The sequence below is a fragment of the Burkholderia sp. AU17457 genome, assembly GCF_002223255.1.
Lineage (GTDB): Bacteria > Pseudomonadota > Gammaproteobacteria > Burkholderiales > Burkholderiaceae > Burkholderia > Burkholderia sola.
Genome location: NZ_NKFB01000005.1, coordinates 1926547 through 1952997, shown reverse-complemented (window position 1 = coordinate 1952997; position 26451 = coordinate 1926547). Strand labels below are relative to the sequence as shown.

23 protein-coding genes are annotated in these 26451 nt (G+C 67.7%); 15 read left to right on the top strand and 8 right to left on the bottom strand.

Annotated features, from left to right (window positions below; translation table 11 throughout):
• The first annotated feature begins 177 nt into the window (after positions 1 to 177).
• Positions 178 to 408 carry a hypothetical protein gene (locus tag CFB49_RS26065; protein WP_050012270.1) on the top strand — a complete coding sequence of 77 codons (231 nt, stop codon included), beginning with the start codon at positions 178 to 180 and terminating at the stop codon, positions 406 to 408.
• A gap of 189 nt (positions 409 to 597) precedes the next feature.
• Here the strand turns inward: CFB49_RS26065 and CFB49_RS26060 are convergent, their stop codons facing one another.
• From CFB49_RS26060 to CFB49_RS26050, 3 genes are all read right to left on the bottom strand, one after another.
• On the bottom strand, positions 598 to 2022 hold the full coding sequence (locus CFB49_RS26060) for an MFS transporter (RefSeq protein WP_089492680.1): 1425 nt from the start codon (positions 2020 to 2022) through the stop codon (positions 598 to 600).
• Positions 2023 to 2183: 161 nt separating this feature from the next.
• A complete protein-coding gene (locus CFB49_RS26055; protein WP_069617463.1) occupies positions 2184 to 2945 on the bottom strand; it encodes an ABC transporter permease in 762 nt (253 codons plus the stop codon).
• Positions 2946 to 2948: 3 nt separating this feature from the next.
• A complete protein-coding gene (locus tag CFB49_RS26050; protein WP_089492679.1) occupies positions 2949 to 3893 on the bottom strand; it encodes an ABC transporter ATP-binding protein in 945 nt (314 codons plus the stop codon).
• A 424-nt stretch (positions 3894 to 4317) separates the two neighbouring features.
• Between CFB49_RS26050 and CFB49_RS26040 the strand changes: the two genes are divergently transcribed.
• From CFB49_RS26040 to CFB49_RS26015, 6 genes are all read left to right on the top strand, one after another.
• Positions 4318 to 4614, top strand: coding sequence for a cupin domain-containing protein (locus CFB49_RS26040; protein ID WP_069617462.1), 297 nt, complete (start codon positions 4318 to 4320; stop codon positions 4612 to 4614).
• Positions 4615 to 5254: 640 nt separating this feature from the next.
• Positions 5255 to 6859: a DUF2957 domain-containing protein gene (locus tag CFB49_RS26035; protein WP_089437144.1), complete on the top strand. Its 1605-nt coding sequence runs from the start codon at positions 5255 to 5257 to the stop codon at positions 6857 to 6859.
• Between the two features lie 71 nt (positions 6860 to 6930).
• Entirely contained in the window at positions 6931 to 8184 is a 1254-nt protein-coding gene (locus tag CFB49_RS26030; RefSeq protein ID WP_089436950.1) for a DUF2957 domain-containing protein, read from the top strand.
• Positions 8185 to 8257: 73 nt separating this feature from the next.
• Positions 8258 to 9082: an OmpW/AlkL family protein gene (locus tag CFB49_RS26025; protein WP_069617459.1), complete on the top strand. Its 825-nt coding sequence runs from the start codon at positions 8258 to 8260 to the stop codon at positions 9080 to 9082.
• A 121-nt stretch (positions 9083 to 9203) separates the two neighbouring features.
• Entirely contained in the window at positions 9204 to 9707 is a 504-nt protein-coding gene (locus tag CFB49_RS26020; protein WP_069617458.1) for an activator protein, read from the top strand.
• Between the two features lie 232 nt (positions 9708 to 9939).
• Entirely contained in the window at positions 9940 to 11043 is a 1104-nt protein-coding gene (locus CFB49_RS26015; RefSeq protein WP_089492678.1) for a hypothetical protein, read from the top strand.
• 71 nt (positions 11044 to 11114) lie between these two features.
• Here the strand turns inward: CFB49_RS26015 and betA are convergent, their stop codons facing one another.
• The 4 genes from betA to CFB49_RS36470 form a co-directional block, all read right to left on the bottom strand.
• The gene (gene betA, locus CFB49_RS26010) at positions 11115 to 12815 is read right to left on the bottom strand and encodes a choline dehydrogenase (RefSeq protein ID WP_069617456.1); all 1701 of its coding nucleotides are present in this window, start codon (positions 12813 to 12815) and stop codon (positions 11115 to 11117) included.
• Positions 12816 to 12831: 16 nt separating this feature from the next.
• Positions 12832 to 14301: a betaine-aldehyde dehydrogenase gene (gene betB, locus CFB49_RS26005; RefSeq protein WP_089436947.1), complete on the bottom strand. Its 1470-nt coding sequence runs from the start codon at positions 14299 to 14301 to the stop codon at positions 12832 to 12834.
• Between the two features lie 32 nt (positions 14302 to 14333).
• The gene (gene betI / locus CFB49_RS26000; protein ID WP_069617454.1) at positions 14334 to 14918 is read right to left on the bottom strand and encodes a transcriptional regulator BetI; all 585 of its coding nucleotides are present in this window, start codon (positions 14916 to 14918) and stop codon (positions 14334 to 14336) included.
• Positions 14919 to 15290: 372 nt separating this feature from the next.
• The gene (locus CFB49_RS36470) at positions 15291 to 15581 is read right to left on the bottom strand and encodes a hypothetical protein (RefSeq protein ID WP_179234946.1); all 291 of its coding nucleotides are present in this window, start codon (positions 15579 to 15581) and stop codon (positions 15291 to 15293) included.
• A gap of 55 nt (positions 15582 to 15636) precedes the next feature.
• On the opposite strand from CFB49_RS36470, the gene CFB49_RS25990 reads away from it, so the two are divergent.
• The 8 genes from CFB49_RS25990 (at position 15637) to fdhA (ending at position 25500) form a co-directional block, all read left to right on the top strand.
• On the top strand, positions 15637 to 16539 hold the full coding sequence (locus tag CFB49_RS25990; protein WP_069617453.1) for an alpha/beta fold hydrolase: 903 nt from the start codon (positions 15637 to 15639) through the stop codon (positions 16537 to 16539).
• Positions 16540 to 16606: 67 nt separating this feature from the next.
• Complete coding sequence (locus tag CFB49_RS25985) at positions 16607 to 17176, top strand: methyltransferase family protein (protein WP_069617452.1); 570 nt, start codon at positions 16607 to 16609, stop codon at positions 17174 to 17176.
• Positions 17177 to 17193: 17 nt separating this feature from the next.
• Entirely contained in the window at positions 17194 to 18477 is a 1284-nt protein-coding gene (locus CFB49_RS25980) for a glycosyltransferase (RefSeq protein ID WP_089436945.1), read from the top strand.
• A complete protein-coding gene (locus CFB49_RS25975) occupies positions 18474 to 20069 on the top strand; it encodes a DHA2 family efflux MFS transporter permease subunit (protein WP_089492676.1) in 1596 nt (531 codons plus the stop codon). The genes CFB49_RS25980 and CFB49_RS25975 overlap by 4 nt, the downstream gene beginning before the upstream one ends.
• A 10-nt stretch (positions 20070 to 20079) precedes the next feature.
• Positions 20080 to 21018, top strand: coding sequence for a glycosyltransferase family 2 protein (locus tag CFB49_RS25970; protein ID WP_089492675.1), 939 nt, complete (start codon positions 20080 to 20082; stop codon positions 21016 to 21018).
• 11 nt (positions 21019 to 21029) lie between these two features.
• Positions 21030 to 22871 (top strand): efflux transporter outer membrane subunit, encoded by a 1842-nt coding sequence (locus CFB49_RS25965; RefSeq protein ID WP_089492852.1) that lies wholly within the window; start codon positions 21030 to 21032, stop codon positions 22869 to 22871.
• A complete protein-coding gene (locus CFB49_RS25960) occupies positions 22871 to 24061 on the top strand; it encodes an HlyD family secretion protein (RefSeq protein WP_089492674.1) in 1191 nt (396 codons plus the stop codon). Before CFB49_RS25965 ends, CFB49_RS25960 begins: the two co-directional genes overlap by 1 nt.
• Positions 24062 to 24303: 242 nt before the next feature.
• Entirely contained in the window at positions 24304 to 25500 is a 1197-nt protein-coding gene (gene fdhA / locus CFB49_RS25950; protein ID WP_027781331.1) for a formaldehyde dehydrogenase, glutathione-independent, read from the top strand.
• Positions 25501 to 25624: 124 nt separating this feature from the next.
• Here the strand turns inward: fdhA and CFB49_RS25945 are convergent, their stop codons facing one another.
• Complete coding sequence (locus CFB49_RS25945) at positions 25625 to 26386, bottom strand: hypothetical protein (RefSeq protein WP_089436942.1); 762 nt, start codon at positions 26384 to 26386, stop codon at positions 25625 to 25627.
• Positions 26387 to 26451 lie beyond the last annotated feature (65 nt).

The window sequence follows — 26451 nt, the reverse complement described above, 5'->3', positions numbered from 1 at the left end:
CGGTGCGACGGCAAAACGATCGGTTACGACAACACGACGCGCGACGGCGACGCGAATCGACATCGCGGGCGAGAAATTTTCACGCGCGATCGAGTCGGTGCGCCGCGCGGCCGCTGTCACGGAGCGCATCGGCAAAACTGGTATGCTGATCCGCATCACGTGCACGCGGAGGGCGCCATGGCTGCTAAGGAAGTCTCGAAGAAGAAGTACCTGAAAATCCTGAACAAACGCCTGCGCGCGGAGCCGGCGGCCCCGGCCGGCGCGTCGTTCGTTTTTTTCCCGCTGGGCGCGAAGGCGAAGCACGCGACGGGCGTCGTGTCCGGCGACACGCGCAGCAAGCGCGAACTGGCCGTGATGGCAGCGGTCCAGCGCAAGGCGGCTGAAGAGTTCGTGGTCGCCGACGCCTGACGGGCGCCGCTGTACCCGTGCCGGATGAGCGCCGCCGCAGCTTACTCGGCGGCGGCTTCGCACCGGGCGATCCGCCGGCGAGCACGCAGGGAATGTCATGCGCGATCGCCGGGCTGTGCATCGGCAGGATGAGGGCGAGATCGAGCGCCTGGATCCGGCCCGAAACGGCTTGAAAACCCCTCCCGGCGATCAGGACGCCTCGTCCGCCGCCGCCGCCGGATACCGGCCGTTGCGGCCCGCTTCGTCGCCTGCCGCCAGTTGCTCCAGCGCGAGCCCCTTCGTCTCGATCCCGAGCGTCCACACGGCGATGGCCGCCGCGACGAACGACAGCGCGCCGAGCGTGAACACGCCACCCTGACCGAATACCGGCAAGACCACGCCGACCACGTAAGGCCCGATCAGCGAGCCGATCCGACCGATTGCAGACGCGAAGCCCGAACCCGTCGCGCGTGCGCCGGTGCCGTACAGCTCGGGCGTGTACGTGTACAGCGCCGCCCACATCCCGAACAGGAAGAACTGCATCGCGAGGCCCGTGACGATCAGCAGCGTCGTGCTGCCGCCGTACAGCGCGCTCTGGCCGTACGCGTACGCCATCGCGCCGCCGCCGATCAGCGACGCGATGCAGGTCGGCTTGCGTCCCCAACGTTCGACGAGCCATGCGGCGCACAGGAAGCCCGGCACGCCGCCGAGCGAGATCAGCACCGTGTAAAACACTGATTTCGTGACTTCGAAGCCGGCCTGCTGCAGCAGCGCGCCGAGCCACGACGTGAGGCCGTAGAAGCCGAGCAGCGCGAAGAACCACAGCAGCCACACCATCACCGTGCGGCGGCGGTACGCGCCGCTCCAGATCTCGCGCAGCGCGCCGCGGCCGCGCGCGGCGGCCGGTTCGGCAAGCCGCGACGGCGGCGGCAGCGTCGTGACGCCGGCCGAGCGCATCACCTTCGCCTCGATCGTATGCATCACCGCGTCGGCTTGCGCGTGCCGGCCCGCATGTTCGAGCCAGCGCGGCGATTCCGGCACGATGCGGCGCACGACCAGCACGAACACGGCCGGAATCGCGAGCAGCGCGAACACGGTGCGCCAGCCGAACTGCGGCAGCACGAAATACGCGACGATGCCGGCCGTGATGAAGCCGAGCGGCCAGAAGCCGTCCATCAGCGCGATCAGGCGGCCGCGTTTCTCGGTCGGCACGAATTCGGACAGCAGCGTCTGCGCGACCGGAAACTCCATCCCCATCCCGATGCCGAGCAGCACGCGGTAGACGATCAGCGCGTCGACGTTCTGCGCGGTCGAGCACAGGTACGACGCGGCGCCCCACAGCACCATGCTCCACTGGAACACGGGCCGGCGGCCGAAGCGGTCGGCGAGCAGGCCGGCCACGGCCGCGCCGAGCACCATCCCGAAGAAGCTCGCGCTCGCGACGAGGCCGGCGGCGGCCGTCGACAGCCCGAACTCCTTGCGGATCGAGCCGAGCACGAACGTCATCGTGCCGAGATCGACCGAGTCGAAGAAGAACGCGATCGCGATGATGAAGAAGATCCGCTTGTGATAGCCGGAGAACGGCAGGCGTTCGAGCCGGGCGGCGGCGGAGGCGGGAGCGGTGGCGGCGGGCATGGCGTCCTCTGAAATGAAAAAGGGGCCGCGCAGCGCATGCTCGACGGCCCCGATGCTTCGTATTCAGTAGACGCGACCACAAACTGCCGCATCAGAGGAAAAGCGCCGCCTGCTTGCCCAAATGCGTCATCGTCAGGCGGCGCGCGTGATGCCCGCCGGCGTCAATTCCTCAGCTTGTATCCGGTGCGGAACATCCACGCGACGATCGCGAGCAGGATCACGAGGAACAGCGCGGTCGCGGCGAGGCTGATCCACACGTGCACGTCGGCGATCCCGTAGAACGACCAGCGGAAGCCGCTGATCAGGTAGACGATCGGGTTGAACAGCGTGACCACGCGCCACGCGGGCGGCAGCATGTCGACCGAGTAGAAGCTGCCGCCGAGGAACGTGAGCGGCGTGATGATCAACAGCGGCACGAGCTGCAGCTTCTCGAAGCTGTCGGCCCAGATGCCGATCACGAAGCCGAACAGGCTGAACGTGACGGCCGTCAGCACCAGGAACAGCACCATCCAGAACGGATGCAGGATGTGCAGCGGCACGAACAGGCCGGCCGTGGCGAGGATGATCACGCCGAGCAGAATCGACTTCGACGCGGCCGCGCCGACGTACGCGATCACGATCTCCCAGTACGACACGGGCGCCGACAGGATCTCGTAGATCGTGCCGGTGAAGCGCGGGAAATAGATGCCGAACGACGCGTTCGAGATGCTCTGCGACAGCAGCGACAGCATCACGAGGCCCGGCACGATGAACGACCCGTAGCCGATGCCGTTCACGTCGCTGATGCGCGAGCCGATCGCGGAGCCGAACACGACGAAATACAGCGACGTCGAGATGACCGGCGCGATGATGCTCTGCATCAGCGTGCGGCGCGTGCGGGCCATTTCTGCGCGGTAGATCGCGCGGATTCCATGCCAATTCATGTGTCAGGTTCCTTGCACGCCGTTGCGGCGGTTGTCGATCAGGCTGACGAAAATGTCCTCGAGCGAGCTCTGCGTCGTGTGCAGGTCGCGAAAGCCGATGCCGGCCGAGCCGAGCGCGTTGATCAGCTTCGCGATGCTCGCGTCGTCGCGCTGCGAGTCGTACGTATAGACGAGCGCGGCGCCGTCTTCCGCGCGTTCGAGCCCGAACGGCGCGAGCGCGGGCGGCACGTCGGCGAGCGGCTGCTCGAGCTGCACGGTGAGCTGTTTCTTGCCGAGCTTGCGCATCAGTTCGCGTTTTTCCTCGACGAGCACGAGCTCGCCGCCGAGGATGATGCCGATCCGGTCGGCCATTTCCTCCGCTTCCTCGATGTAGTGCGTGGTCAGCAGGATCGTCACGCCGCTTTCGCGCAGCGAATCGACGAGCTTCCACATGTCGCGGCGCAGCTCGACGTCGACGCCGGCCGTCGGTTCGTCGAGGAACAGGATGCGCGGCTCGTGCGACAGCGCCTTCGCGATCATCACGCGGCGCTTCATGCCGCCCGACAGCGTCATCAGCTTGTTGTCGCGCTTGTCCCACAGCGACAGCGCCTTCAGCGTCTTCTCGATGTACGCGGGGTCGGGCGCCTTGCCGAACAGGCCGCGGCTGAACGATACGGTGGCCCAGACGGTTTCGAATGCGTCGGTGGTCAGCTCCTGCGGCACGAGGCCGATCATTTCGCGGGCCGCGCGGTATTGGTCGCGGATGTCGTGGCCGCCGACCGTCACGCGGCCTTCGGTCGGCGTGACGATGCCGCAGATCGAGCCGATCAGCGTCGTCTTGCCGGCGCCGTTCGGCCCGAGCAGCGCGAAGATCTCGCCGGGGCGGATGTCGAGGGTCACGTGCTTCAGCGCCTGGAAGCCGGACGCGTAAGTCTTGGAAAGGTCGGAGACGGAAAGGATCGGTTGCATGCTCACGGATGGCACGGCCGGCCGGCGCGACGGCCGGCGCCGCGCGTGCCCGGCGCCGCCGCCGCTGCGCAGCGGCCGGGACCGGGGACGGCATGGCGAACGGGCGTCATGTCGAACGGTAGGGTGGTGCGGGATCGCGGGACCGCCATATTAGCAATCGGCAGATCGAAATGCATTCTGATGGAAAGGCTGGCGCGTACCGGTGCCGAATTTGCGTGAATTGCGGCGATATTGCTCAATGATTCGGTGCTTTATTTGAGTGACGCGAACAATTCCGGTTGTTTTCCGTCACTCGGCCCGCGCTCGCGTGGCCGCCCGGCAGGCTGGCCGACTGTGCCGCCCGCCGGCCCTCGCGCCGTACCGGGACGCCACGCGTGGCGCTCGCGATAATGCGTTCCTTTCCCGGCGATACGGAGCGGCGCGCATGTCTTTGATCGATTTGAAATCCGTGGCGCAGGCGCAGGCCTGCGCATGGCAATCCACGATCGTCGGCGAAGTCGGTCCGGCCCGGATCAAGGTGCTGCGCATGGATGCCCAGCCTTACGAAGCGGAAGTGCACGATTACAACGAGGGGTTGCTGGTGCTCGACGGCACGCTGATGCTCGAGGTCGAAGCGGAAACGGTCGTGGTCGGCGCCGGGCAGATGTATCTCGCGCGCGCCGGCACGCGCCACGCGGTGCTGCCCGGCAGCCACGGCACGCTCGCGATCATCGACGTGTGAGGTTGCGCCGCAGCATGCATGCTGGCCGCTGAAGGCCGGCCGGCTTGGCTCGGCGCGGATTCGCGGGACCGTTCAAACGCCTGTTTCACGCGGCGTTTATTTGTCTGAGCAAATAAAATGAAGGCCGTTTGAAAATCTGTTAAATACCGTATAAACGCTAGGATCGCGCGGTGCCCGTCGTTTGGAACTCTGCATCCATTTACTTGCGGGAATGGTCCGATCATAGTCTCGACACACGACGCATCACGAAAACGAATCAAGCGTACGTATGGAGACCAACATCATGAGACGCCTATCCGCCGGGCCGGCGGGACTGCCGCTTCCCGATTTTTCGCTGAATGCAGGCGCGACGCAGGTCGCATCCCTGCGCCGTCACCTCGCCGTGTAGCGGCAAGCCGTAGCGGCGAGCCGTAGCGGCTTGCCACTTTCCGTTTCGATCGCTCCGACGGCGCCGTGCCGCATGACGGTGCCGCGGGAGCGCGTTTGTCCGCCGCCGCGTGTGCCGCATGTGCCCGACCGGCATCGCGGCGGTCCCGCGCGCAGCGTCATGCGCCGCGCATTCGTGCGGCGGCGCGATACCAACCGGCAGGCCATGCAGCCCGGCCGGACGAGACTTGTCGTACCTGAAAAGGAGGGGTTGATGATTTGCATTCCTGAATGGCGGAAGGCGATCCTGTCGTGCGCGGTGCTGATGCTGCCGTTCGTCGCCGGTTGCGGCGGCGGCGACGATCCGGGGCCGATCACCGTGCCGCAGTGCTCGGGCAGCGCATGTGGGCCGAGCGGCGCCGAAACGACGCCGCCGGTCGTGACGAAGCTGTGCCCGGACGCGCTCGATTACACGACGACGTATACGGGCGGCGCCGGCAGCGGCGAATACGTGAAGGTCAAGTTCGACACGACGAAGCTGACTTACCAGATGCAGTTCATCGACTCGTCGGTGCCGACCTCGGCAGGGCAGATCAACGACACGCGCGCGGGCCTGACGATCAGCGGCGCGTTCCATCATCCGACCAATCTCCCGACGGCCGAGCAGAATCGTTGTGCGTTCGTGCTCGACAGCGGCGCGACGAGCGACGGCGCCTATTCGGTGACGATCAATCGCGCCGATCCGCCGATGCTGTTCGTCGGCAACGGCGTGGTCGGCGGCGGAATTCCGGGCGCGACGATCGCGTTCCAGGGCATCGAACTCGCGCCCGGCTTCTTCCTCGGCTCGGTGCCGTCGCGCACGTTCGACTTCTATCCGTTCATCGGCTTTACCGACACCGAAACGGACTTCACGAAGGTGGCCGGCGTGTACAACGAAGTCGGCATTCATCTGTCGCCGACCGGCACCACCTATCAGACCACCACGCCGCAGGGCTGGCAGCCGGACGTCGTGAACTGGAACCAGACGCTCAATGCGGACGGCTCGTGCACGATCACGCCAGGCAGCGACTATTCGTGTCAGACGACCGGTTCGCCGTGGACGTTGCGCAAGAATGCGGACGGTACGCCCGACAACGTATTCGTCAGCAATGCGCCATCCGGGCAGGCCTATCCGTCGGCAGGCCAGGGACAGCCGCTCGTGATCCTCGTGCCAAGCCAGGCGCACGGCGTGATGATCGTCGGCAAGCTGAACGGCGCGCTGGTGCCGGTCGTGATCCGCGTCGGGTATGCGTATGCGGCGCCGGGCAATCCGCTGGGCTCGGTGGCCGATGCGGAGGTCGGCATCTCGATGCTCGCGCCCGCCAAAGCCGTCGCGCCCAACGTGCTGAAGGGCGGGTTCATCGGTGCGACGAGTGCATCCGCGTGCGGCGTGGTGACCAACAACGGGCCGTCGAGCAGCGCGGCAGGCCAGGGGCCGAGCTTCAATCCGTTCGTTCCGCATCCGGACCTGCCCGGCACGTTCAACACGGCTTTCAATTACTTCACGCCGTCTGCCGGCAACTGCAGCGATGGCACCGCCGTGTCGACCATCGCGGCGAACTACACGTCGACGCTGTTCCAGGGCAATACCGCGGCGTTCATCGATCCGCAAACGTCGTCGCCGACCGCGCAGTTCGGGCTCGACTACACGCAGGTATCGCCCGGCAAGGTCAAGGTCACGGCCAACAGCGACTTCAACGCGAAGGGCGCGGCCGGCAACGTGGCGATCTTCAAGAAGGGCGATACGGGGTGGATCGTGACGGCCGGCAACGTCTACGCGATGGTCGTCAACAACAGCCAGGTCAATCCGTTCTTCACGGTCGGCGCGTTCGTCCAGTAACCCGGCATTGAACACGTAACGCCGGCGGCGCATGCGCTGCCGCCGGTGAACCGAATTTCAAGAGGATTCCTATGAATTTGAAGCATTGGATGGCCGCGGCATCGCTCGCACCCGTGCTGGCCGCATGCGGCGGCGACGGCGATCCGCCGCCCGCGCCGGTGGTCCGGCTGTGCCCGCAGACGATCGACTACAACACGGTATTCATTGGCGGTTCCGGATCGGGCGAGCTCGTGAAGGTGCAGCTCGACACGACGAAGATGACGTACCGGATGACCTACCTCGCGTCGCCGGTGCCGACCACCGCGGGCACCGTGCAGCCGACCCGCGACACCGCGCCCGCGAACGTGGTCGACGGCACGCTGGCCGACGAGACGGGGCTGCCGACGGTGAAGCTGAACCAGTGCACGTTCCGGATGCAGAACGCGAGCCTCGACCCGAGCCGGCCCGCGCGGCTGTTCCTCGGCGAAGGCGTGCTCGGCGGCGCGATCCCCGGTGCGACGATCCAGTTCGACGGCGTGATCGGTGTCGGCAAGATCCCGAAGACGACGTTCCCGTACTACCCGTTCATCAGCTTCTCGTCGCTCGAAACCGACCTGACGAAGATCGCCGGCACGTACAACCAGCTCGGCTATCACCAGGTGCCGTCGCAGAACTTCCAGCCGGTGGCGCTCGACCAGAAGGTGACGATCAATGCGGACGGCAGCTATACGGAAACCGACAACTTCGGCAAGAAGAACGGCGGGCAGCCGCTCGCGTCGAGCGCGACCGTGAACCAGCCGTTCACGCTGCGTCCCGACGCGCCGGCATTTCAGTCGCTCAACTACCAGCCGCAGATTCCACCGACGCTCGCCGCGCTCGATCCAGCGAAGGCCGGCAAGGGAATCCTGATCGTCGGCAAGCTGCGCAACCAGCTCGTGCCGATCTTCATCCGTACCGGCGCCGCCAACGCGGACCTCACGCAAGGGCCGCCGAGCGCGGACGACGAATCGGGCATCTCGTTCCTGAGCCCGCAGATGGCGATCGCGCAGGGCTCGCAGAACGGCGAGTACACGGGCGTCGACAGCGCGTTCAACTACCGCGCAACCGCGCTCGTCGGCGCGCAGGCCACGCTGCTCGATCCGTTCAACGCGTCGCAGGCCGCGCTCACGCGCGCGCTGAACCTCGACTACACGCAAAAGGTGCCGGGTGTCGTGACGACCGTGCATGCGGACGCGGCGTCGGGGCCGGCGACCGGCAAGTTCGTGTTCACCGGCGGCGTGTTCGGGTTCCTCGACATGGCCGATACGAGCAACCCGTACTTCACGGTCGGTGCGTTCGTGCAGTGACCGCGTGTGGATGGAGACACGGCGGCGCCGCGCGCGAATGCGCGGCGCCCCGACAGAATGAGGGGGAGACTTCATGAAGAAGCTGATTGTCGCGGGTGTCGTCGCAGGCGTGTCGACGCTCGCATCGGCCCAGCAGGCGGGCGACAACGTCGCGACGCTGGGCTGGCTGCACATCATGCCGCAGGATTCGACCAACGGGCTGACGACGAATCTCGCAAGCATGCCGATCAACGGGCCGCTGCGCCTGCCCGGTTCGTTCACGTCGCCGGGCACGAGCCTGACGGTCAACAACGCCGATACGGTCGGCCTCACGCTCACGCACTTCTTCACCGATCACATCGCGGTGACGTCGGTGCTCGGCGTGCCGCCGGAATTCACGCTGACCGGGCACGGCGTGATCAAGCCGCCCGGCCCGGCCGGCGCGCTCGGCAACGTCGACATGGACAAGTCGGCGAACCAGCCGGCAGTGAAGAACGCGCGGCAGTGGAGCCCGACGGTCATTCTGCAGTACTACTTCAATTCGCCGACGGCGAAGTTCCGCCCGTTCGTCGGGATCGGCGTGGCCTACAGCTGGTTCAGCAACATCGAACTGAACGGCAACTTCGCGAAGGACATCAACGAGAACCTCGGCAGCGTGCTCGCCGCCGGCGCCGGCAAGCCGGGGGCGACGTCGGTCGAGGGCAAGGCGTCGTCGTCGTTCACGCCGGTCTACAACGTCGGCGCGAGCTACGCGATCGACAAGCACTGGGGGCTTACGGCGACGCTGACGTACATGCCGCTGAAGACCTACTCGTCGCTGGTAATCAAGGCGGCCGACGGCTCGACGCTCGCGACCACGCGCACGCGGCTGAAGGCCGACCCGTTGATCACGTTCGTCGGGATTTCCTACAAGTTCTGAGCCGACCGGCGCGCATGACGCGTGCCGGCGGCTTCCTGCGACCGGCTGGCGGGATCGTTCCGGCCGGAAGGTCGCGTTCCTGGCGGCGTGCCGCCATTTGTGAAGAGAGGGGGCAGTTCAAATGAGCATTCGCAAAATCGTATCGCTTGTTGCTGCAGTGGCTTTCACCGCGGTTTCGGCCGCGCCTGCTTTCGCGGTCACCGTTTCGCGCGCGGACGGTCAGCCGATGAACCCGAACGGCGAGCCGTTCTCCGCATCGGGCCTCACGAACCTGAGCAAGGGGTCGATCACGGCGGGCTGTACCGCGACCTTCAACGGCACCATTACGTCGACCGGCATCGTCAACATCACGTCGACGACGTTCACGGGCGGCGCGACGTGCTCGCTGATCAGCGGCAGCGCGAGCAGCACGTCGCCGTGGACGGGGCAGGCCGACAGCACGACGCAGCTGTCGATCAACAACGTGAAGGTGAACGTCACGCTGCTCGGCGCGTGCGGGCCGAGCAAGGTCGTGACGGCGTGGAGCGATGCGAACTCGTCGCTGACGTTCAACAACGCGACGCTGACGCCGGACTGCACGGTGGGCGGCACGGTTCTGACGTCGCCGAAGTTCCACGTGCAGTAAGCGCTGCGCGATCGGAGCGGAACCCGCCGCGCGACGGCCGTGCGGCAAGCGCGGCGGGTTTTCGCGGCTTCGATGAGTTCGAGCCGTCGCGCGTATCGGCGCGGCGGCCGGTTGGCCCCCCGTGTCGCGATCCGGTACGGGCGGCATGGCAGGGCGGCGCCGTTCATCCTGCGCCGCCCGATTCGACTGAAACATAACCGGATCAATTAGCCCGAACCATCCCGGACGACCCATGCTTACCGATCCAGCAGAGTATGGCGACGCCCGCGGCGCGACGCCCGACCGGCTGCGCACGGCCGCGTGGCTGCAGTACCTGATCGAGCATCTCGACGCGGCGGCTGGCGCCGGCGACCCGGCTGTCGTCGCGTCGCACGCGACACATGTGGGGGCTGGCGCGAGCCTGTCCCGCGAAGTATCGGCCGTGCTTTACCGGCTGGTCCCGTGGATCGCAACGGACGGCGGCGGCTGCGCGTGCGATCCGGCCGACCCGCTCGGCGCATGCTCGCACGTGCCTTCCGCGCAGCAGCTCGCGGAAGCCGAACGTTGCTGCCCGGGCTCGCGCGCCGTATTCGACACCGCGCACGGCGTGATCGATGCGTGCGCATTCGACGATCCCGATGTCGGCTGGGCCGCGCTCGAACGGATTGCCGGTGGCGTCGAACGCAGCGGCGATGATGCGGGCGCATGCACCGCGAACGAACCTGACGGGCCGCGTGAGACGCCGCCCGCGAAGAACCTGAGAGAAAGGCTGACCGCGGTCGCGGCAACGAGCACGGAAACGCCGGCCCGTCCCGGCGCCGTGATCGACGCGATCGTGCTGCGCGCCTGCGGCCCGCGCGACGACGCCGCGCGTATCGACGAGATGACCGCGCTCGCGATGTTCTCCGCTGAATTGGCCGTCGGCCACGGCGTTTCCGTTCAGGCGTACGGCGGTCAGCACAATCTCGTCGCACGCGCGATCCGCACGCATCGCGCCGATCTCGCATCGACGGACGGGTTGCTTGCCGCGCTCGCCGTGTGCCGGCTCGACCGGCTCGTCGGTGCGGGCAGCTTCTGGGCCTACTACCTGTTGGCGGGCATCGCGATCGCCGCGCCGGACACGGTGCGGGGAATCGGCCGCGGGTTTCATGGCGACACATGGCAGACGTGGTTCGGCCACGTGCTCGCGTGGCCGGCGGTCAGCCGTTTCGGGCCGACGGAGGATGCCGCGTTCGAGCGCCTGCGCGACGCGATGAGCCTGACGTCGCGCTGGAACCCGATCGTGCGCGGCAAGCGGAGGTGGGCGGGGGGCGTGTCGGCCGCCCGGCCACGCAGCGCAAACGAGCCGCCCCAATGAAACGCGGCTCGCGGCGAGAAGGCCGCGAGCCGCAGGGGGTATCGCGGCGCCCCGTGCGGGCGCCGGATCGATCAGACCGTCTCGGGTTGCCGCACGGCCTTCGCGACGTTGCGCGCCGGTGCGCCGTTCGCGACGAAGTACGGCACGTCGACACGCGCGAGCGGCGTGCGGCCGCGGATCTTGTCGGCGATCTTCTCGGCGATCATGATCGTCGGCGCGTTCAGGTTGCCGGTCGTGATGATCGGCATGATCGACGCATCGACGACACGCAGCCCGTCGAGCCCGTGCACGCGGCCTTCTTCATCGACCACCGCCATGTCGTCGTAACCCATCTTGCACGAGCACGACGGATGGAATGCGGTTTCCGCGCGGGCGCGCACGAACGCGTCGAGTTCCTTGTCGCTCTTGCAATCGGCGCCCGGATTCAGCTCGCGGCCGCGATAGCGATCGAGCGCCGGCTGCCGCATGATCTCGCGCGTCGCGCGGATCGCATCGCGGAACTCGCGCCAGTCGAGCGCTTCGGCCATGTAGTTGAACAGGATGCTCGGATGGTCGTTCGGGTCGCGCGAGCGCAGCTTCACGCGGCCGCGGCTCGGCGAGCGCATCGAGCCGACGTGCGCCTGGAAGCCGTGCATCTCGATCGCGTTCGAGCCGTTGTAGTTGATCGCCACCGGCAGGAAGTGATACTGGATGTTCGGCCACAGATCGTCGTCGCGCGTGCGGATGAAGCCGCCCGCCTCGAAGTGGTTGCTCGCGCCGAGGCCCGTGCCGTTCAGCATCCATTCGAGGCCGATCTTCGGCTGGTTCCACCACTTGAGTGCCGGGTACAGCGACACCGGCTCCTTGCACTCGTACTGGATGTACATCTCCAGGTGGTCCTGCAGGTTCTGGCCGACGCCGGGCAGGTCGAGCACGACCGGAATGTCGAGCGCCTTCAGCCATGCGCCGGGGCCGACGCCCGAGCGCTGCAGCAGTTGCGGCGACGCGATCGCGCCGCTGCACACGAGCACTTCGCGGCGCGCATGCGCGGTCGCGCGCTCGCTGCCGCGCAGGTACGTGACGCCCGCCGCGCGCTTGCCGTCGAACAGGATGCGATCGGCGAGCGCATGCGTGACGATCTCGAGATTCGGTCGAGCCTTCGCTTGGTCCAGATAGCCGCGCGCGGTGCTCGCACGGCGGCCCTTCGGCGTGACGGTGCGATCCATCGGGCCGAAGCCTTCCTGCTGATAGCCGTTCAGGTCGTCGGTGCGCGGATAGCCGGCCTGCACGCCCGCATCGACCATCGCCTCGAACAGCGGGTTCGCGCCCGGTTTGCTGGTCGTGACCGACACGGGGCCGCTGCCGCCGTGATAGTCGTTCGGGCCGACGTCGCGCGTCTCGGCTTTCTTGAAGTACGGCAGACAGTCGAGATACGTCCAGTTCTCGAGGCCCTTGTGCGTCGACCAGTTGTCGTAGTCGAGCGCGTTGCCGCGGATGTAGCACATCCCGTTGATCAGCGACGAGCCGCCGAGCCCCTTGCCGCGCCCGCACTCCATCCGGCGGTTGTCCATGTGCGGCTCGGGATCGGTCTCGTACGCCCAGTTGTAGCGGCGGCCCTGCAACGGGTACGCGAGGGCGGCCGGCATCTGCGTGCGGAAGTCGAAGCGGTAGTCGGGGCCGCCCGCTTCGAGCAGCAGCACCGTGACGTCCGGATCTTCCGTCAGGCGCGTTGCGAGCACGTTGCCCGCGGAACCCGCGCCGCAGATGATGTAGTCGTATTCGCGTGTCGTCATGACGGATCTCCTAGTCTTAAAACACCGGGTTGTAGCGGCCGAGTTCGACCTGCACCGACTTGATTCGAGTGTAGTGCTCGAGCGTCGTGATGCCGTTCTCGCGTCCGACACCGGATTGCTTGTATCCGCCAACCGGCATTTCGGCTGGCGATTCGCCCCACGTGTTGATCCAGCAGATGCCGGCTTCGAGGCGATGGATCGTGCGGTGCGCGCGCGACAGGTTCTCGGTCACGACGCCGGCCGCGAGCCCGTAGTGCGTGTCGTTCGCACGGGCGATCACTTCGTCCTCCGATTCGAAATCGAGGATGCTCATCACCGGCCCGAAGATTTCCTCGCGCACGATCTTCATGTCGTCGCGGCAATCGCCGAACACGGTCGGTGCGACGTACTGGCCGTTGGCGAAGTGGCCGTCGGTCAGGCGCGTGCCGCCCGCGAGCAGCTTCGCGCCCTCGGCCTTGCCGCTTTCGATGAAACCGAGCACCTTGTCGAGCTGCGCGGCCGACACCAGCGGGCCGAAGTTGGTGTCGGCATCGGTCGGCTTGCCGACGCGGATGCGCTTCACGCGTTCGAGCACCTTCTGCGTGAACGCGTCCTTGATCGAGCGGTGCACGAACACGCGCGTGCCGTTCGTGCAGACCTGGCCCGAGCTGAAGAAGTTGGCGGTGACCGCGATGTCGGCCGCGCGGTCGAGGTCCGCATCGTCGAACACGATCAGCGGCGACTTGCCGCCGAGTTCCATCGTCACTTCCTTCAGCGACGACGCGCCGGCGAGCGACATCACCTTCTTGCCGGTTTCGACGCCGCCGGTGAACGACACCTTCGCGATGTCCGGATGGCCGGTGAGCAGCGCGCCGACCGAGCCGTCGCCCTGCACGACGTTGAACACGCCGGCCGGTACGCCGGCTTCCGTATAGATTTCGGCGAGCTTGAGCGCGGTGAGCGGCGTGACTTCGCTCGGCTTGAACACCATCGCGTTGCCGGCCGCGAGCGCGGGCGCCGTCTTCCAGCACGCGATCTGGATCGGGTAGTTCCATGCGCCGATGCCCGCGCACACGCCGAGCGGCTCGCGGCGCGTATACACGAACGACTCGGCGCGCAGCGGCACCTGCAGCCCTTCGATCGCGGTCGCGAGGCCCGCGTAGTACTCGATCACGTCCGCGCCGGTGACGATGTCGACCGCGAGCGTCTCGCCGATCGGCTTGCCGGTGTCGCGCGTTTCGATCGCCGCGAGTTCGTCGTTGCGCTCGCGCAGCAGGTCGACCGCGCGGCGCAGGATGCGCGAGCGCTGCATCGCGGTCATCGCGGCCCATTCGCGCTGGCCTTCCTGCGCGGACGCGACCGCGCGGTCGACGTCGGCCGCGCTCGCCTGCTGCACCTGCGCGAGCAGTTCGCCGGTGGCGGGATCGAAGGTGTCGAAAGTCTTGCCGCTGGTGGCGTCGACGTAACCGCCGCCGATGTAGAGGCGCTGCAAACCGTATACGGACATGAGAATCTCCTTGAGGGCGACTGCGTCGCGCGTCAGTCGGACGCGAGCAGCAGGTCGATGTAATCGTGGGCGAGCTTCAAAGCGGCCCGGGTGTCGATCGGGCCGCCGGCGAGTGCGCCGCGCAGCCACAGGCCGTCGATCAGCGCGGCGAGGCCGCTGGCGGCTTCGCGCGCCTTCGCGGGCGGCAACGCTTTCGCGAATTCGGCGCACAGGTTCGAATGCAGGCGCCGCGTGTTCACGTGCTGCAGGCGCTTGAGCATCGGGTCGTGCATGCTCTGCGACCAGAACGCGAGCCAGGTCTTCATCACCGGCGCGCTGACTTGCGTGACGTCGAAGTTCGCCGCGACGACCGCGCGCAGCCGCGAACGCGGGTCTTTTCGTGCGGCGACGCGGCGGCGCGTGGTGGCCGACCACAGGTCGCGCAGCACGTGCCGCATCGTCGCTTCGAGCAGGCCGTCCTTGTCGCCGAAGTAATGGCTGACGATGCCCGTCGAGATGTTCGCGCGTTGCGCGACCGATGCGAGCGTCGTGCCGGGCAGGCCCGCTTCGTCGATCGAGCGCAGCGTGGCATCGATCAACTGCGCGCGGCGTATCTCCCGCATTCCGACTTTCGGCATCGCGACTCCCTTCGCCCGGACGGGCCGTGATGGAAGTCGAGAGCTTAGCGGTTTTTTATTGATCGTTCAATCAACAAAAATCGGGGCCGAACGGCGGGGCTGCGTTCCAAACGGGAAGGATCGCCGCCGTCGGAGCCATGTGCAGGTGCGGAAAAACGAGTTGAAAGAAGATTAATAAAGTTTGAATCTGTTTAAAACGGTTCGTGAAAACATGATGCAATGCGGAGGACCATTTCGACGCTTGATTTTATTACAAATGGAAAGAATGTCGAAATGTGAAAAATCATTCATGATGTGAAATCATAAAGTCGGATGGTGAAGGTGGGTGGTTTTGTATAAACCGTTTAAATTCGTCGATTTAAACTACGTAAATCATTGATAATAAATGATAAGTAATGATTTCTTGGCGATGATGCGGATTGCTCGCAAACGATTGCCATCGTCTTTTTCGAGATTCCGCATACCATAGAAATCGATAAATAAATTTGAATCTGCCGGATTTCCGGACCGAGTAGAGGGATTTTTGGAATGGCTTGAGTAAGTAATATCGACCGTATTAGTATGGCGCCGCACCACGAGGAATGAATGGCGCCGCCGGCAATTGCCGCGGTGCGTCGGCAATCGGCGCGTCCATCGACCGCGCACAGGGCCGACGCCAGCCATTGCGCAGCTGCAGCATGCCGCGACGTCGAGACGCCGCATTCACCGGAGAACGACGATGCCGACCGAAAAACACGTGGTTCCGCTGCCGAATGGTCTGAAGGTTTACGTCGAACGGAACGTGTTCGATCCGGCCTTCGACACGGCGATGCTCGTCAACGGCGCGCTCGCGACGACCGCGTCGTTCGGCCAGACCGTCCAGTATCTCGGCGAGCGGATCAACACGATCTGCTTCGACCTGCCGTATGCGGGGCAGTCGCGCCAGCACAATCCCGACTGCTCGATCCTGACCAAGGACGACGAAGCCGCGATCCTCCAGTATCTGGTCGAGCGCTTTGCGCCGGCGTTCCTCGTGTCGGTGTCGTGGGGCGGCGTCGCGTCGCTGTTCGCGCTCGCGCGCGGCTGCCCGAGCGTGCGGCGCGCGGCGATCTGTTCGTTCTCGCCGTTCCTGAACGACGCGATGATCGACTACGTGACACGCGCCCGCGACCACATCGCGGCCGGCGAGAACCTGAAGGCCGCGCAGCTGCTGAACGACACGGTCGGCCGCTATCTGCCGCGCATCATGAAGCTATACAACTACCGCTATCTCACGCGCCTGCCGCGCGACGAGCAGGACCAGGTCGCATTCCACGTCGACCAGATCCTGTCGCTGCAGCCCGAGCGCTACTTCAGCGAGTTCTCGAACATCGGCTGCGAGCTGCTGTTCCTGAACGGCGAGCGCGACGAATACACGACGCCGGCCGACGTGCGGCAGCTCGGCGCGCACGTGGCGCGCGCACGGTTCGCGACCGTGCCGGACGCAGGCCATTTCCTCGACATCGAAGGCCGGGCTCAGCGCGAATCCACCCGTACCGCGTTGCTCGATTTCTTCTGCGGCGAAGCGCCCGCCGCGGCCGGCATCGCACGCGCTACCGCGCACGCGTGCGTGCCCGCGCCGATGCACGCGCTGTCGTCGTGACGTGCTCCGTCGTGCAGCGGGCGCGTCCCGCGCATCCGAATTCCCATCCCAACGAGGCAGGCCAGCCGTGAATATCGTTCAGACCATCGCCATCGTCGTTCCGTGGGCCGCGTGGCTCGCTTACTGGATCGCCACGTCGCAGGGCGTCAAGACGACCGTGCGCAAGGAGGCGTCGCGCTCGCGCACGCTGCAGTCGATTCCGCTGATCGTCGGCGGCGCGCTGATCCTCCTGCCCGATCCGTCGTGGCAAGCGCTCGCGCCCGACTGGCAGCGCTTCGGGCTGCAGGCGCAGTGCGGGCTCGCGGTGCTGGTGGCCGGACTGCTGTTCTCGGTATGGGCGCGGCTGCATCTCGGCACGAACTGGAGCGTATCGGTCACGCTGAAGGAAGACCACGAACTCGTGCGCACGGGGCCGTATGCGTTCGTGCGTCACCCGATCTACACCGGCTGCCTGATCGCGTTGGTCGGCGCCGCGCTGATCGGCGACGAATGGCGGGGCGCGATCGGCGTGCTGCTCGTGTTCGCGTCGCTCGCGTACAAGGTGCGTGTCGAGGAGAGCTGGCTGACCGGATATTTCGGGCCGGCGTATGCGCAATACCGCCGCGAGGTCGCGGCGCTGATTCCCGGCTTCTACTGACACCCGCGAGGCGCGCGATGGCGAAGATGATCGTGACCGCGATCGGTTCGGCGGGCGACGTGCATCCGTTGCTCGGCGTCGCACGCACGCTCGCCGCGCGCGGCCACGACGTGGTGTTCTGCACGCATGCGCCGTTCGAGGCGGCCGTGCGCCGCTGCGGGTTCGCGTTCGTGCCGGTCGGCACCGCGGCGGAATACGACGCGGCGATGGCGAACCCCGCGCTGTGGGATCCGCGCACGTCGTTCCGCACGCTGTGGCGGGTGATCGCGCCGACGCTGCGCCCGCATTACGACGCGCTGCGCGCGCTGACCGATGCCGACACGGTGTTGGTCGGCACGCTGTGGGCGTTCTCCGCACGCTTCATGCAGGAATTGCACGGCACGCCGTACGTGTCGGTTCAGGTATCGCCGTCGACGCTGCTGTCCGCGCATGCGCCGCCGACTCACCCGCGCCTGACGATTCCCGCGCGCTGGCCGTTGCCGGTGAAGTCGGCGCTGATGACGCTGATCGAGCGCCAGGTGCTCGACCGCGTGTGCGGCCCGGCGCTCGACGCGGTACGCCGCGAACTCGGGCTCGCGCCCGCGCGGCGCGTGCTCGGCCGCTGGCTGCATTCGACCGACGGCGTCCTGTGTCTGTTTCCGCGCTGGTTCGCGCCGCCGCAGCCGGACTGGCCGTCGAACCATCTGCAAAGCGGTTTTCCGTTGTTCAACGATATCGCGACACCCGACGATGACGGGGCACTCGATGCGTTTCTCGCGGCCGGCGAGCCCCCGGTCGTGTTTACGGCCGGTTCGACGCTCGTCGATCACGCGGCGTATGCGCGCGCGGTGGCGGACGCGCTGCGCGCGACCGGCGCGCGCGGGATCCTGTTGACGCCTCACGACGCGGCGCAGGACGGCGGCCGGTTGCTCGTGCGCCGTTTCGTGCCGATGCGCACGCTGCTGCCGCGTTGCCGCGCGCTCGTGCATCACGGCGGGATCGGCACGGCCGCGCTCGCGTGCGAAGCCGGGATCGTGCAGGTCGTCACGCCGTTCGCGCATGATCAGTTCGATAACGCGCAACGCGTCGTCGCGAACGGCTGCGGCGTGCGGGTCGACGGTCCGCTCGACGGCGCGCGGCTCGGCGCGGCACTCGCGCGCGTGCTCGACGAACCCGCGTTCGCGGTGCATGCGGCGCGTACGCGTGCGCTGCTCGCGGCCGCGCCGGACGGCTGCGGCGCGGCCGCCGATTTCATCGAACGCTTCGTGCCCACGCGCGGACGGACGGCCGCGCGGGCCGATGTCGCGGTGGCCGGCGCATGAGCACCGCGTCGCCGCTGCACGACGGGCCCGTCGCGCCGTCCGCGTTCGACGCGCCGGCGCCGACACCCGCCGCGCAACCGGTGCGCGGCATCCGGCTCGCGCTGCTGACGTTCGCGCTGTCGCTCGCGACCTTCATCGAAGTGCTCGACTCGACCGTGACGAACGTCGCGGTGCCGGCGATCTCCGGCAGCCTCGGCGTGTCGAACAGCCAGGGTACGTGGGTGATCAGCTCGTATTCGGTCGCGGCCGCGATCGCGGTGCCACTCACCGGCTGGCTCGCCCGCCGCGTCGGCGAGCTGCGGCTGTTCGTCGGCGCGGTACTGCTGTTTACGCTGACGTCGCTGCTGTGCGGGCTCGCGCGCGACCTGCACGTGCTCGTGATCTGCCGCGCGCTGCAGGGGCTGTGTTCGGGGCCGATGGTGCCGCTGTCGCAGACGATCCTGCTGCGCACGTTCCCGCCCGACAAACGTACGGTCGCGCTCGCGCTGTGGGCGATGACGGTGCTGCTCGCGCCGATCTTCGGGCCGGTGGTGGGCGGCTGGATCGTCGACAACTTCTCGTGGCCGTGGATCTTCCTGATCAATTTGCCGATCGGGTTGCTCTCGTTCGCGGTGTGCACCGCGATGCTGCGCCCCGACGCGCAGCGCGGCGCGGCCGGCCCGATCGACGTGCCGGGCATCGTGCTGCTCGTGATCGGCGTCGGCTCGCTTCAGGCGATGCTCGATCTCGGCCACGACCGCGGCTGGTTCGATTCTCCGCTGATTGTCACGCTCGCGGTGGTCGCGGCGCTCGCGATCGTGTCGCTGCTGATCTGGGAAGCGGGCGAAGCGCATCCGGTGGTCGATTTGAGCCTGTTTCGCGACCGCACGTTCTCGTTCTGCGTGCTGATCATCTCGCTCGGGATGATGAGCTTCTCCGTGGTCGGCGTGGTGTTCCCGCTGTGGATGCAGGCCGTGATGGGCTACAACGCGTTTCATGCGGGGCTCGCGACCGCATCGCTCGGCGTGCTCGCGCTCGTGTTCTCGATCCTCGTCGGGCTGCATGCGCACCGTTTCGACGCGCGCGTGCTCGCGACGTTCGGCTTCCTCGTGTTCGCGGCCGTGCTCGCATGGGACGCGCATTTCACGCTGAAGATGACGTTCGCGCAGATCGCCGCGCCGGGGCTGATCCAGGGGATCGGGCTGCCGTGCTTCTTCATTCCGCTGACGGCCGCGACGCTGTCGCGCATTCCGGACGACCGGCTCGCCGCCGCGTCGAGCCTGTCGAATTTCCTGCGCACGCTGTCGGCCGCGTTCGGCACCGCGATGAGCGTGACGCTGTGGGACAACCGCGCGACCTATCACTACGACGTCGTGTCGCAATCGGTCACGCATGCATCGGCGAACACGCAACGCTTCGTGCATACGCTGAACACGATGGGCGTGGACGGCGTGCGCGAGCTGACGACGCTGCATCACGTCGTGATGCAGCAGGCCTACATGATGGCGACCAACGACATGTTCTGGATGGCGAGCATGACGTGTCTCGCGCTCGCCGCGATGATGTGGCTGACGCGGCCCAAGCGTGGCGCCGCGGCTTCGTTCGGGCATTGAGGAGCAGACCATGACGACACTCGGCGCACTCGTGATCCTGTATCACCCGAGCGACGCGCAGCTCGACGCGCTGCGCGCATGGCGGCACGCGTGCGACGCGCTGCTCGTTGTCGACAACACGCCGCAGCCCGATGCGCGGGCTCGCGAACTGTGCACGCGCGAAGGCATCGCGCTGCTGCATCACGGCAATCGCGGCGGCATCGCGGGCGCGTACAACGCGGGACTCGCGGCGCTGTTTCGCGACCGCATCGATGCGGTCGCGCTGTTCGACCAGGATTCGTCGGTGCCGGCCGCGTATTTCCCGACGATGCGCGATGTCTGCGCGGGACTGGCGGGGCGCGCGTTCCTGGCCGGCCCCCGCATCTTCGACGAGAACGCGCGCAGCTTCCTGCCCGAACTCGCGACGAACGGCATCGGCGTGCGCCGTCTGCACATCGAGCCGGGCACGCCGATGCAGCGCTGCGCGTTCCTGATTTCGTCGGGCTGCGTCGTGTCGCGCGACGCGTTCGACGTGCTCGGCCGCTTCGACGAAACGCTGTTCATCGATCATGTCGATACCGAGTACAGCTTCCGCGCGCTGTCGCGCAACGTGCCGCTCTATGTCGTGCCGTCGCTGGTGCTGACGCATCGGATCGGCGCGAAGCAGCGGCGCGCGATCGGCCCTTTTGAAATGACGTCGATGAATCACTCGTGGCAGCGGCGCTACTACAGCGCGCGCAACGCGGTGCAGCTCGGGATGCAGTACGGGCTGCGTTTTCCGGTGGCGCTCGTGCCGAACCTGCTGACCGTGTGGCAGGTCGTGCAGATCGCGCTCGTCGAGCGCGACAAGCGCGCGAAGCTGGCCGGCATCCTGTTCGGCGTCGCGGACGGCCTGTTCGGCCGGCTCGGCCCGCTCGAGCGCACGCGGCCGCGTCTGGCCGCGCGGGCGCAGCGCGTTCGGCAGGGGTGACGATGCGGCGGATGAAGCAAGCGGCGGGTACGCCGCGCGGCGTAAGGGGCGGCGCGATGATCGCGGCCGTGGCGGCGTTGCTCGCCTTGGGCGGATGCGTGCCGTCGGGCTTTTTGCCGTCGCTGTCGCTGCGCGCGCCGGCCGACGATGCGCTCGTGCATACCGCCGGCCCCGGCGCGAACGGCGCGTGGCCGGCGCCTGACTGGGTGAAGCAGTTGCAGGATCCGCAGCTCGACGACCTGGTGGCCGAGGCGTCGCAGAACAACCCCGATCTTCAGGTCGCACAGGCGCGGCTGCGGATCGCGCAGGCGCAGCTTCAGCAGTTCGATTCGCTGACCGGGCTGACGGGCACGGCCGGCGCGACGATCAGCCGCGCACGGATGCCGAAGCCCGGCGACATCGCCGACGTGACGGCCGGTGGCTATCGCGTGCCGGTGCAGATTTTCGGCGATCCGAACGTGTCGCCGTCGTCGATCTTCGTCGGGCTGAACTACCAGCTCGACCTGTGGGGCAAGAACCGCGCGGCGACGAAGAGCCTGATGTCGTTGCGCGACGCGGCCGGTGTCGAGGCCGAACAGGTGCGGCTCACGCTCGCCGTCGCGATCGTCACCGTGTATTGCCAGCTCGACCAGGCGTACGCGGTGCGCGATCTGTTGCAGCAGAAGCTGAAGATCAGCCAGCGCGTGACGGCGGTGCTGCGCGAGCGCACCGCGCGCGGCCTCGACAATGCGTACGACGCGAGCGACGCATCGATCAAGCGCAGCCGCCTGCTCGAACAGATCGCGTTGAACGACGAGCAGATCAAGCTCGCGCAACTGCAACTCGGCGTGCTGTCGGGCCGCGGCCCGGAGCGCGGGCTCGCGCTGCAGCGGCCGCGCGTCGGCGCGTTCGCGGGCGGCGCGGTGCCCGCGCGGCTGCCGGCCGACCTGCTCGGCCGCCGGCCCGACATCGTCGCCGCGCGGCTGCGGGTCGAGGCCGCGTTCGCGAATGCCGACTCGACGCGCGCGCAGTTCTATCCGGACGTGAATCTCGTCGCGCTCGGCGGCGTGTTCGCGCTGACGCCCGCGTCGCTGTTCTCGCGCGATTCGCTCGCGGGCTCCGTCGGCCCCGCGATCTCGCTGCCGATCTTCGATCGCGGCCGGCTGAAGGCGAAGCTCGGCGCGGACGTCGCGCAGGCCGACGTCGCGATCGGGCTGTACAACAAGACCGTCGACGACGCGCTCGGGCAGGTCGCGCGGCTCGTCACGTCGCTGCAGACGTCGCGGACGCTCGTCGCGCAGCAGCAGGACGCGGTCGCGGCCGCGCAGAAGATCGTGCAGATCGCGGCGGATAGGCATCGGCGCGGCGTGCTGATGCAGAAGGACGTCGATGTCGCGGATCTCACGCTGATCGACGAGCGCGCGCAGATGATCGCGCTGCTCGGCAAGCAGCGGACGCTGCGCGTTGCGTTGATCGGCGCGCTGGGCGGCGGGTTCGATGCGGGCGCAACGGTCGCGCAGGCGCAGACGCCGGCAGTGCAGCGGGTGCGTAGTGGGGCTGCGAGGCGCGATGCGGAAACGGCTCTGGTCGCGAACCGGTCGGAGGTGGCGAGTCCGTCGAATGATCGACACGCGGGGAGCAGCGCAGTGTCACCGTACGGCGCCCCGACGCGTAGTGCTTCCGCGCCCGAATCCGCACGACGCGCCGACACGGCACGCCCGTCGACCGTCGATACGACCCAACCAGACGCAACGCCGCGCGGTACACCCGTTCTCGCACGCACGGCCTCGGCGAACCCGACGCGGGGCTTGTCGCCGATGCCCGCGATTCCCGTCTTCCAGCACGATCGTCTGATCGTTACGCAAAGCGACTGATGCACCACGACAACCTTCATTCCGCCGCGCCGCCGGCCGCGCTGAACGATCCGGCACTCGACGCGCGCCGCGCGACGCGCCGCAAGCGCTTCACCGTGTTCTTCGCGATCGTGCTGCTGGCCGCGCTCGCATGGATCGCATACTGGCTGTTGAGCGAGCGCTACTACGAAGACACCGACGACGCGTACGTCGCCGGCAGCATCGTGCAGGTGGCCGCGCAGATCCCGGGCGCCGTGACCGACGTGGTGGTCGCCGACACGCAGGCCGTGCGCGCCGGACAGACGCTCGTGCGGCTCGACGACACCGAGGCGTCCGTCGCGTTCGCGCAGGCGAAGGCGCAGCTCGCACAGGCCGTGCGCCAGGTCGCGAACGCGAGGATCTCGAACACGATGTACGTCGAGGCCGTGAATGCGCGGCGCGCCGACCTGTCGCTCGCGCAGCGTGCGCTCGCCGCGCGTTCCGGCGCATCGGTCGAGATCGTCGCGCCGGAAGAGCTGGCGCGGGCGCGTGCGGCGGTGGCCGGCGCGCAGGCGAGCCTCGCGGCCGCGCAGGCACAGCTCGACGCGGCGCGCGCGCTCGGCAGCAAGCTGCCCGTCGACGAAAGCCCGGCTGTCGTCCAGGCGGCCGCGCAGTTCAAGCTCGCGTACCGGAACCTGAAACGCACGACGATCGTCGCGCCCGTCGACGGCACGATCGGGCAGCGCTCGGTGCAGGTCGGCCAGCAGGTCGGGCCCGGCGTGCCGCTGATGTCGATCGTGCAGCTCGATCGTCTGTGGGTCGAGGCGAATTTCAAGGAAGGGCAGATCCGCCACATGCGCGTCGGGCAGCCGGTCGAGGTCGTGTCGGATCTCTACGGCTCGCGCATCGCCTATCGCGGCCGCGTGCAGGGCTTCTCGGCGGGCACGGGCAGCGCGTTCTCGATGCTGCCGTCGCAGAACGCGGCGGGCAACTGGATCAAGGTCGTGCAGCGCGTGCCGGTCGTGATCGCGCTCGATCCGCGCGATCTCGCCGCGCATCCGCTGCGCATCGGGCTGTCGATGCGCGCGACGGTCGACACGCACGACCGCAACGGTCACGCGCTCGACAGCGAGCCGCCGACGCCGGCCGTCAGCACGCGCGTGCACGACGGCGTCGCGAGCGACGCGGAAGCGGCCGCCGCCGCGATCATCCGCGAGAATCAGGGCGGGTAGCGGCTGCCGGTCATGGCGTGGCCGGCAGCCACGGCCGGTCCGACCCCGGTGCGTCTCTCGCCCGGTAGATTTCCGCCCGACTTTCGTCTTTCCGCCATCGATGTCGGCGTCGATCAAACGCATGTCGCGTTTGAGACATCGGCGCCCCTGCCTCCCGGACTACTCTCGAACAGCACGTTGCGCGTGCGCCGCATGGCGCCGGCGCGCCGCGGCGCCATCCAACGAGACATGGAGACAATACGATGAGCAGCAATCGAGGTGTCGTCTATCTTGGGCCGGGCCAGGTCGAAGTCCAGAAAATCGATTATCCGAAGATGGTCGACCCGAGCGGCCGCGCGATCGGCCACGGCGTGATCCTGAAAGTGGTCAGCACGAACATCTGCGGCTCCGACCAGCACATGGTGCGCGGCCGCACGACCGCGCCGGTCGGCCTCGTGCTCGGTCACGAGATCACCGGCGAAGTGGTCGAAGTGGGCCGCGACGTCGAGACGCTGAAGATCGGCGATCTCGTGTCGGTGCCGTTCAACGTCGCGTGCGGCCGCTGCGCGATGTGCAAGGACACGCATACGGGCGTGTGCCTGAACGTGAACCCGTCGCGTGCGGGCGGCGCGTACGGCTACGTCGACATGGGCGGCTGGATCGGCGGCCAGGCCGAATACGTGCTCGTGCCGTATGCCGATTTCAACCTGCTGAAATTCCCGGATCGCGACCAGGCGATGGCGAAGATCCGCGACCTGACCTGCCTGTCCGACATTCTGCCGACCGGTTATCACGGTGCGGTGAGCGCGGGCGTGAAGCCCGGCTCGACCGTCTACATCGCGGGCGCGGGCCCGGTGGGGATGGCCGCGGCCGCATCGGCGCGCCTGCTCGGCGCGGCCGTGACGATCGTCGGCGACATGAACGCGGAACGCCTCGCGCATGCGCGGGCGATGGGCTTCGAGACGGTCGACCTGTCGAAGGACGCGTCGCTCGGCGAGCAGATCGAGCAGATCCTCGGCGTGCCCGAGATCGACTGCGCGGTCGACTGCGTCGGCTTCGAGGCGCACGGCCACGGCTCGTCGGGCCATTCGGAGGAAGCGCCCGCGACGGTGCTGAACTCGCTGATGGAAATCACGCGTCCGGCCGGCGCGATCGGCATCCCGGGCCTGTACGTGACGGACGATCCGGGCGCGAAGGACAAGGCGGCGCAGCACGGCAGCCTGAGCATCCGCTTCGGCCTCGGCTGGGCGAAGTCGCATTCGTTCTTCACGGGCCAGACGCCGGTGCTGAAGTACAACCGCAACCTGATGCAGGCGATCCTGTTCGACCGGCTGCCGATCGCGAAGATCGTCAACGTCGAAGTGATCTCGCTCGACCAGGCGCCGGAAGGCTACAAGAAGTTCGACGGCGGCGCGCCGCGCAAATTCGTCATCGACCCGCACGGGTTGCTGGCCGCGTGATGCGCTAGCGTTCGACACGCACCACACGAAGCGGGCGGTTCCGGAAACGGGCCGCCCGCTTTTTTCGTGGCGGGAGCGAAGGCGAAGGCAGTGCAACGCGGCGACCGCCGAGCCCGAGTCGCGCTCAGTGGCCGCGATAGAGTTTCGCGAGTTCGGCGTTGCTGGCCGGGGCGCGACGTGTGCGCCCGGCGTGCTGGCTGACGCGGCGGATCGTGCGCGTGGGGCGATGGGCGGTATCGCGGTTGCCTTTCCAGTCGGCGACGCGGACCGCGCCGGCGCGCGTCCGGTCAGGCGCGCGCAACGATGGCGCGGCTTGTGCAACCGCCACCTTGCGAGCGGGCTTGCCGGCGAGTGGGGCGCCTTGTGGCGGACTGGCCGCCACTTGTGTTTCATCAGGCGAATGAAACGGATAGACGGGCGCCGGCACGACCGGCAGCAACGGATCGTTCGACGCGGGCAGCATGGCTTCGGTCGCGACGGCGGCTGGCGCACCGGATCCGCGACAAACGGGATCGGCCTTGCAGGTCTGGTCGACCATCACGTAGCCGCCGACCAGCAGCACGAGCGTGAGGATGCTCAGGATCGGTGCGCTCGACGCGCGCGGCCGCTGGAAGGCCGCGTTGCGCCACGCGCGGGCGATGCGTGACGACCACGTGTGAAACGATCGCGGCGCATGAGAGGCGTGCGCGTCGGCCGGCGTGTGGCGGATCGGTTCGAACGGCCAGTTCCATCGACCGCAGACGGGGCAGTGCTCGAGCGCCCGGAACGCCACGAACCCGCATTCGCGGCAGCGGCAGCACGTCGCGTGCCGCGATTCGGCGCGCGCATTCAGCACGGCGCGCCAGGCGTCCCGCGGGCGGACGCTCCGGCTAGGCAGGACGCGCATGTCGGCGACCGGTGGGCGCGATCGTCGGGCTAGAGATCGGCGGTCGTTCGCATGCGGTGCTCATG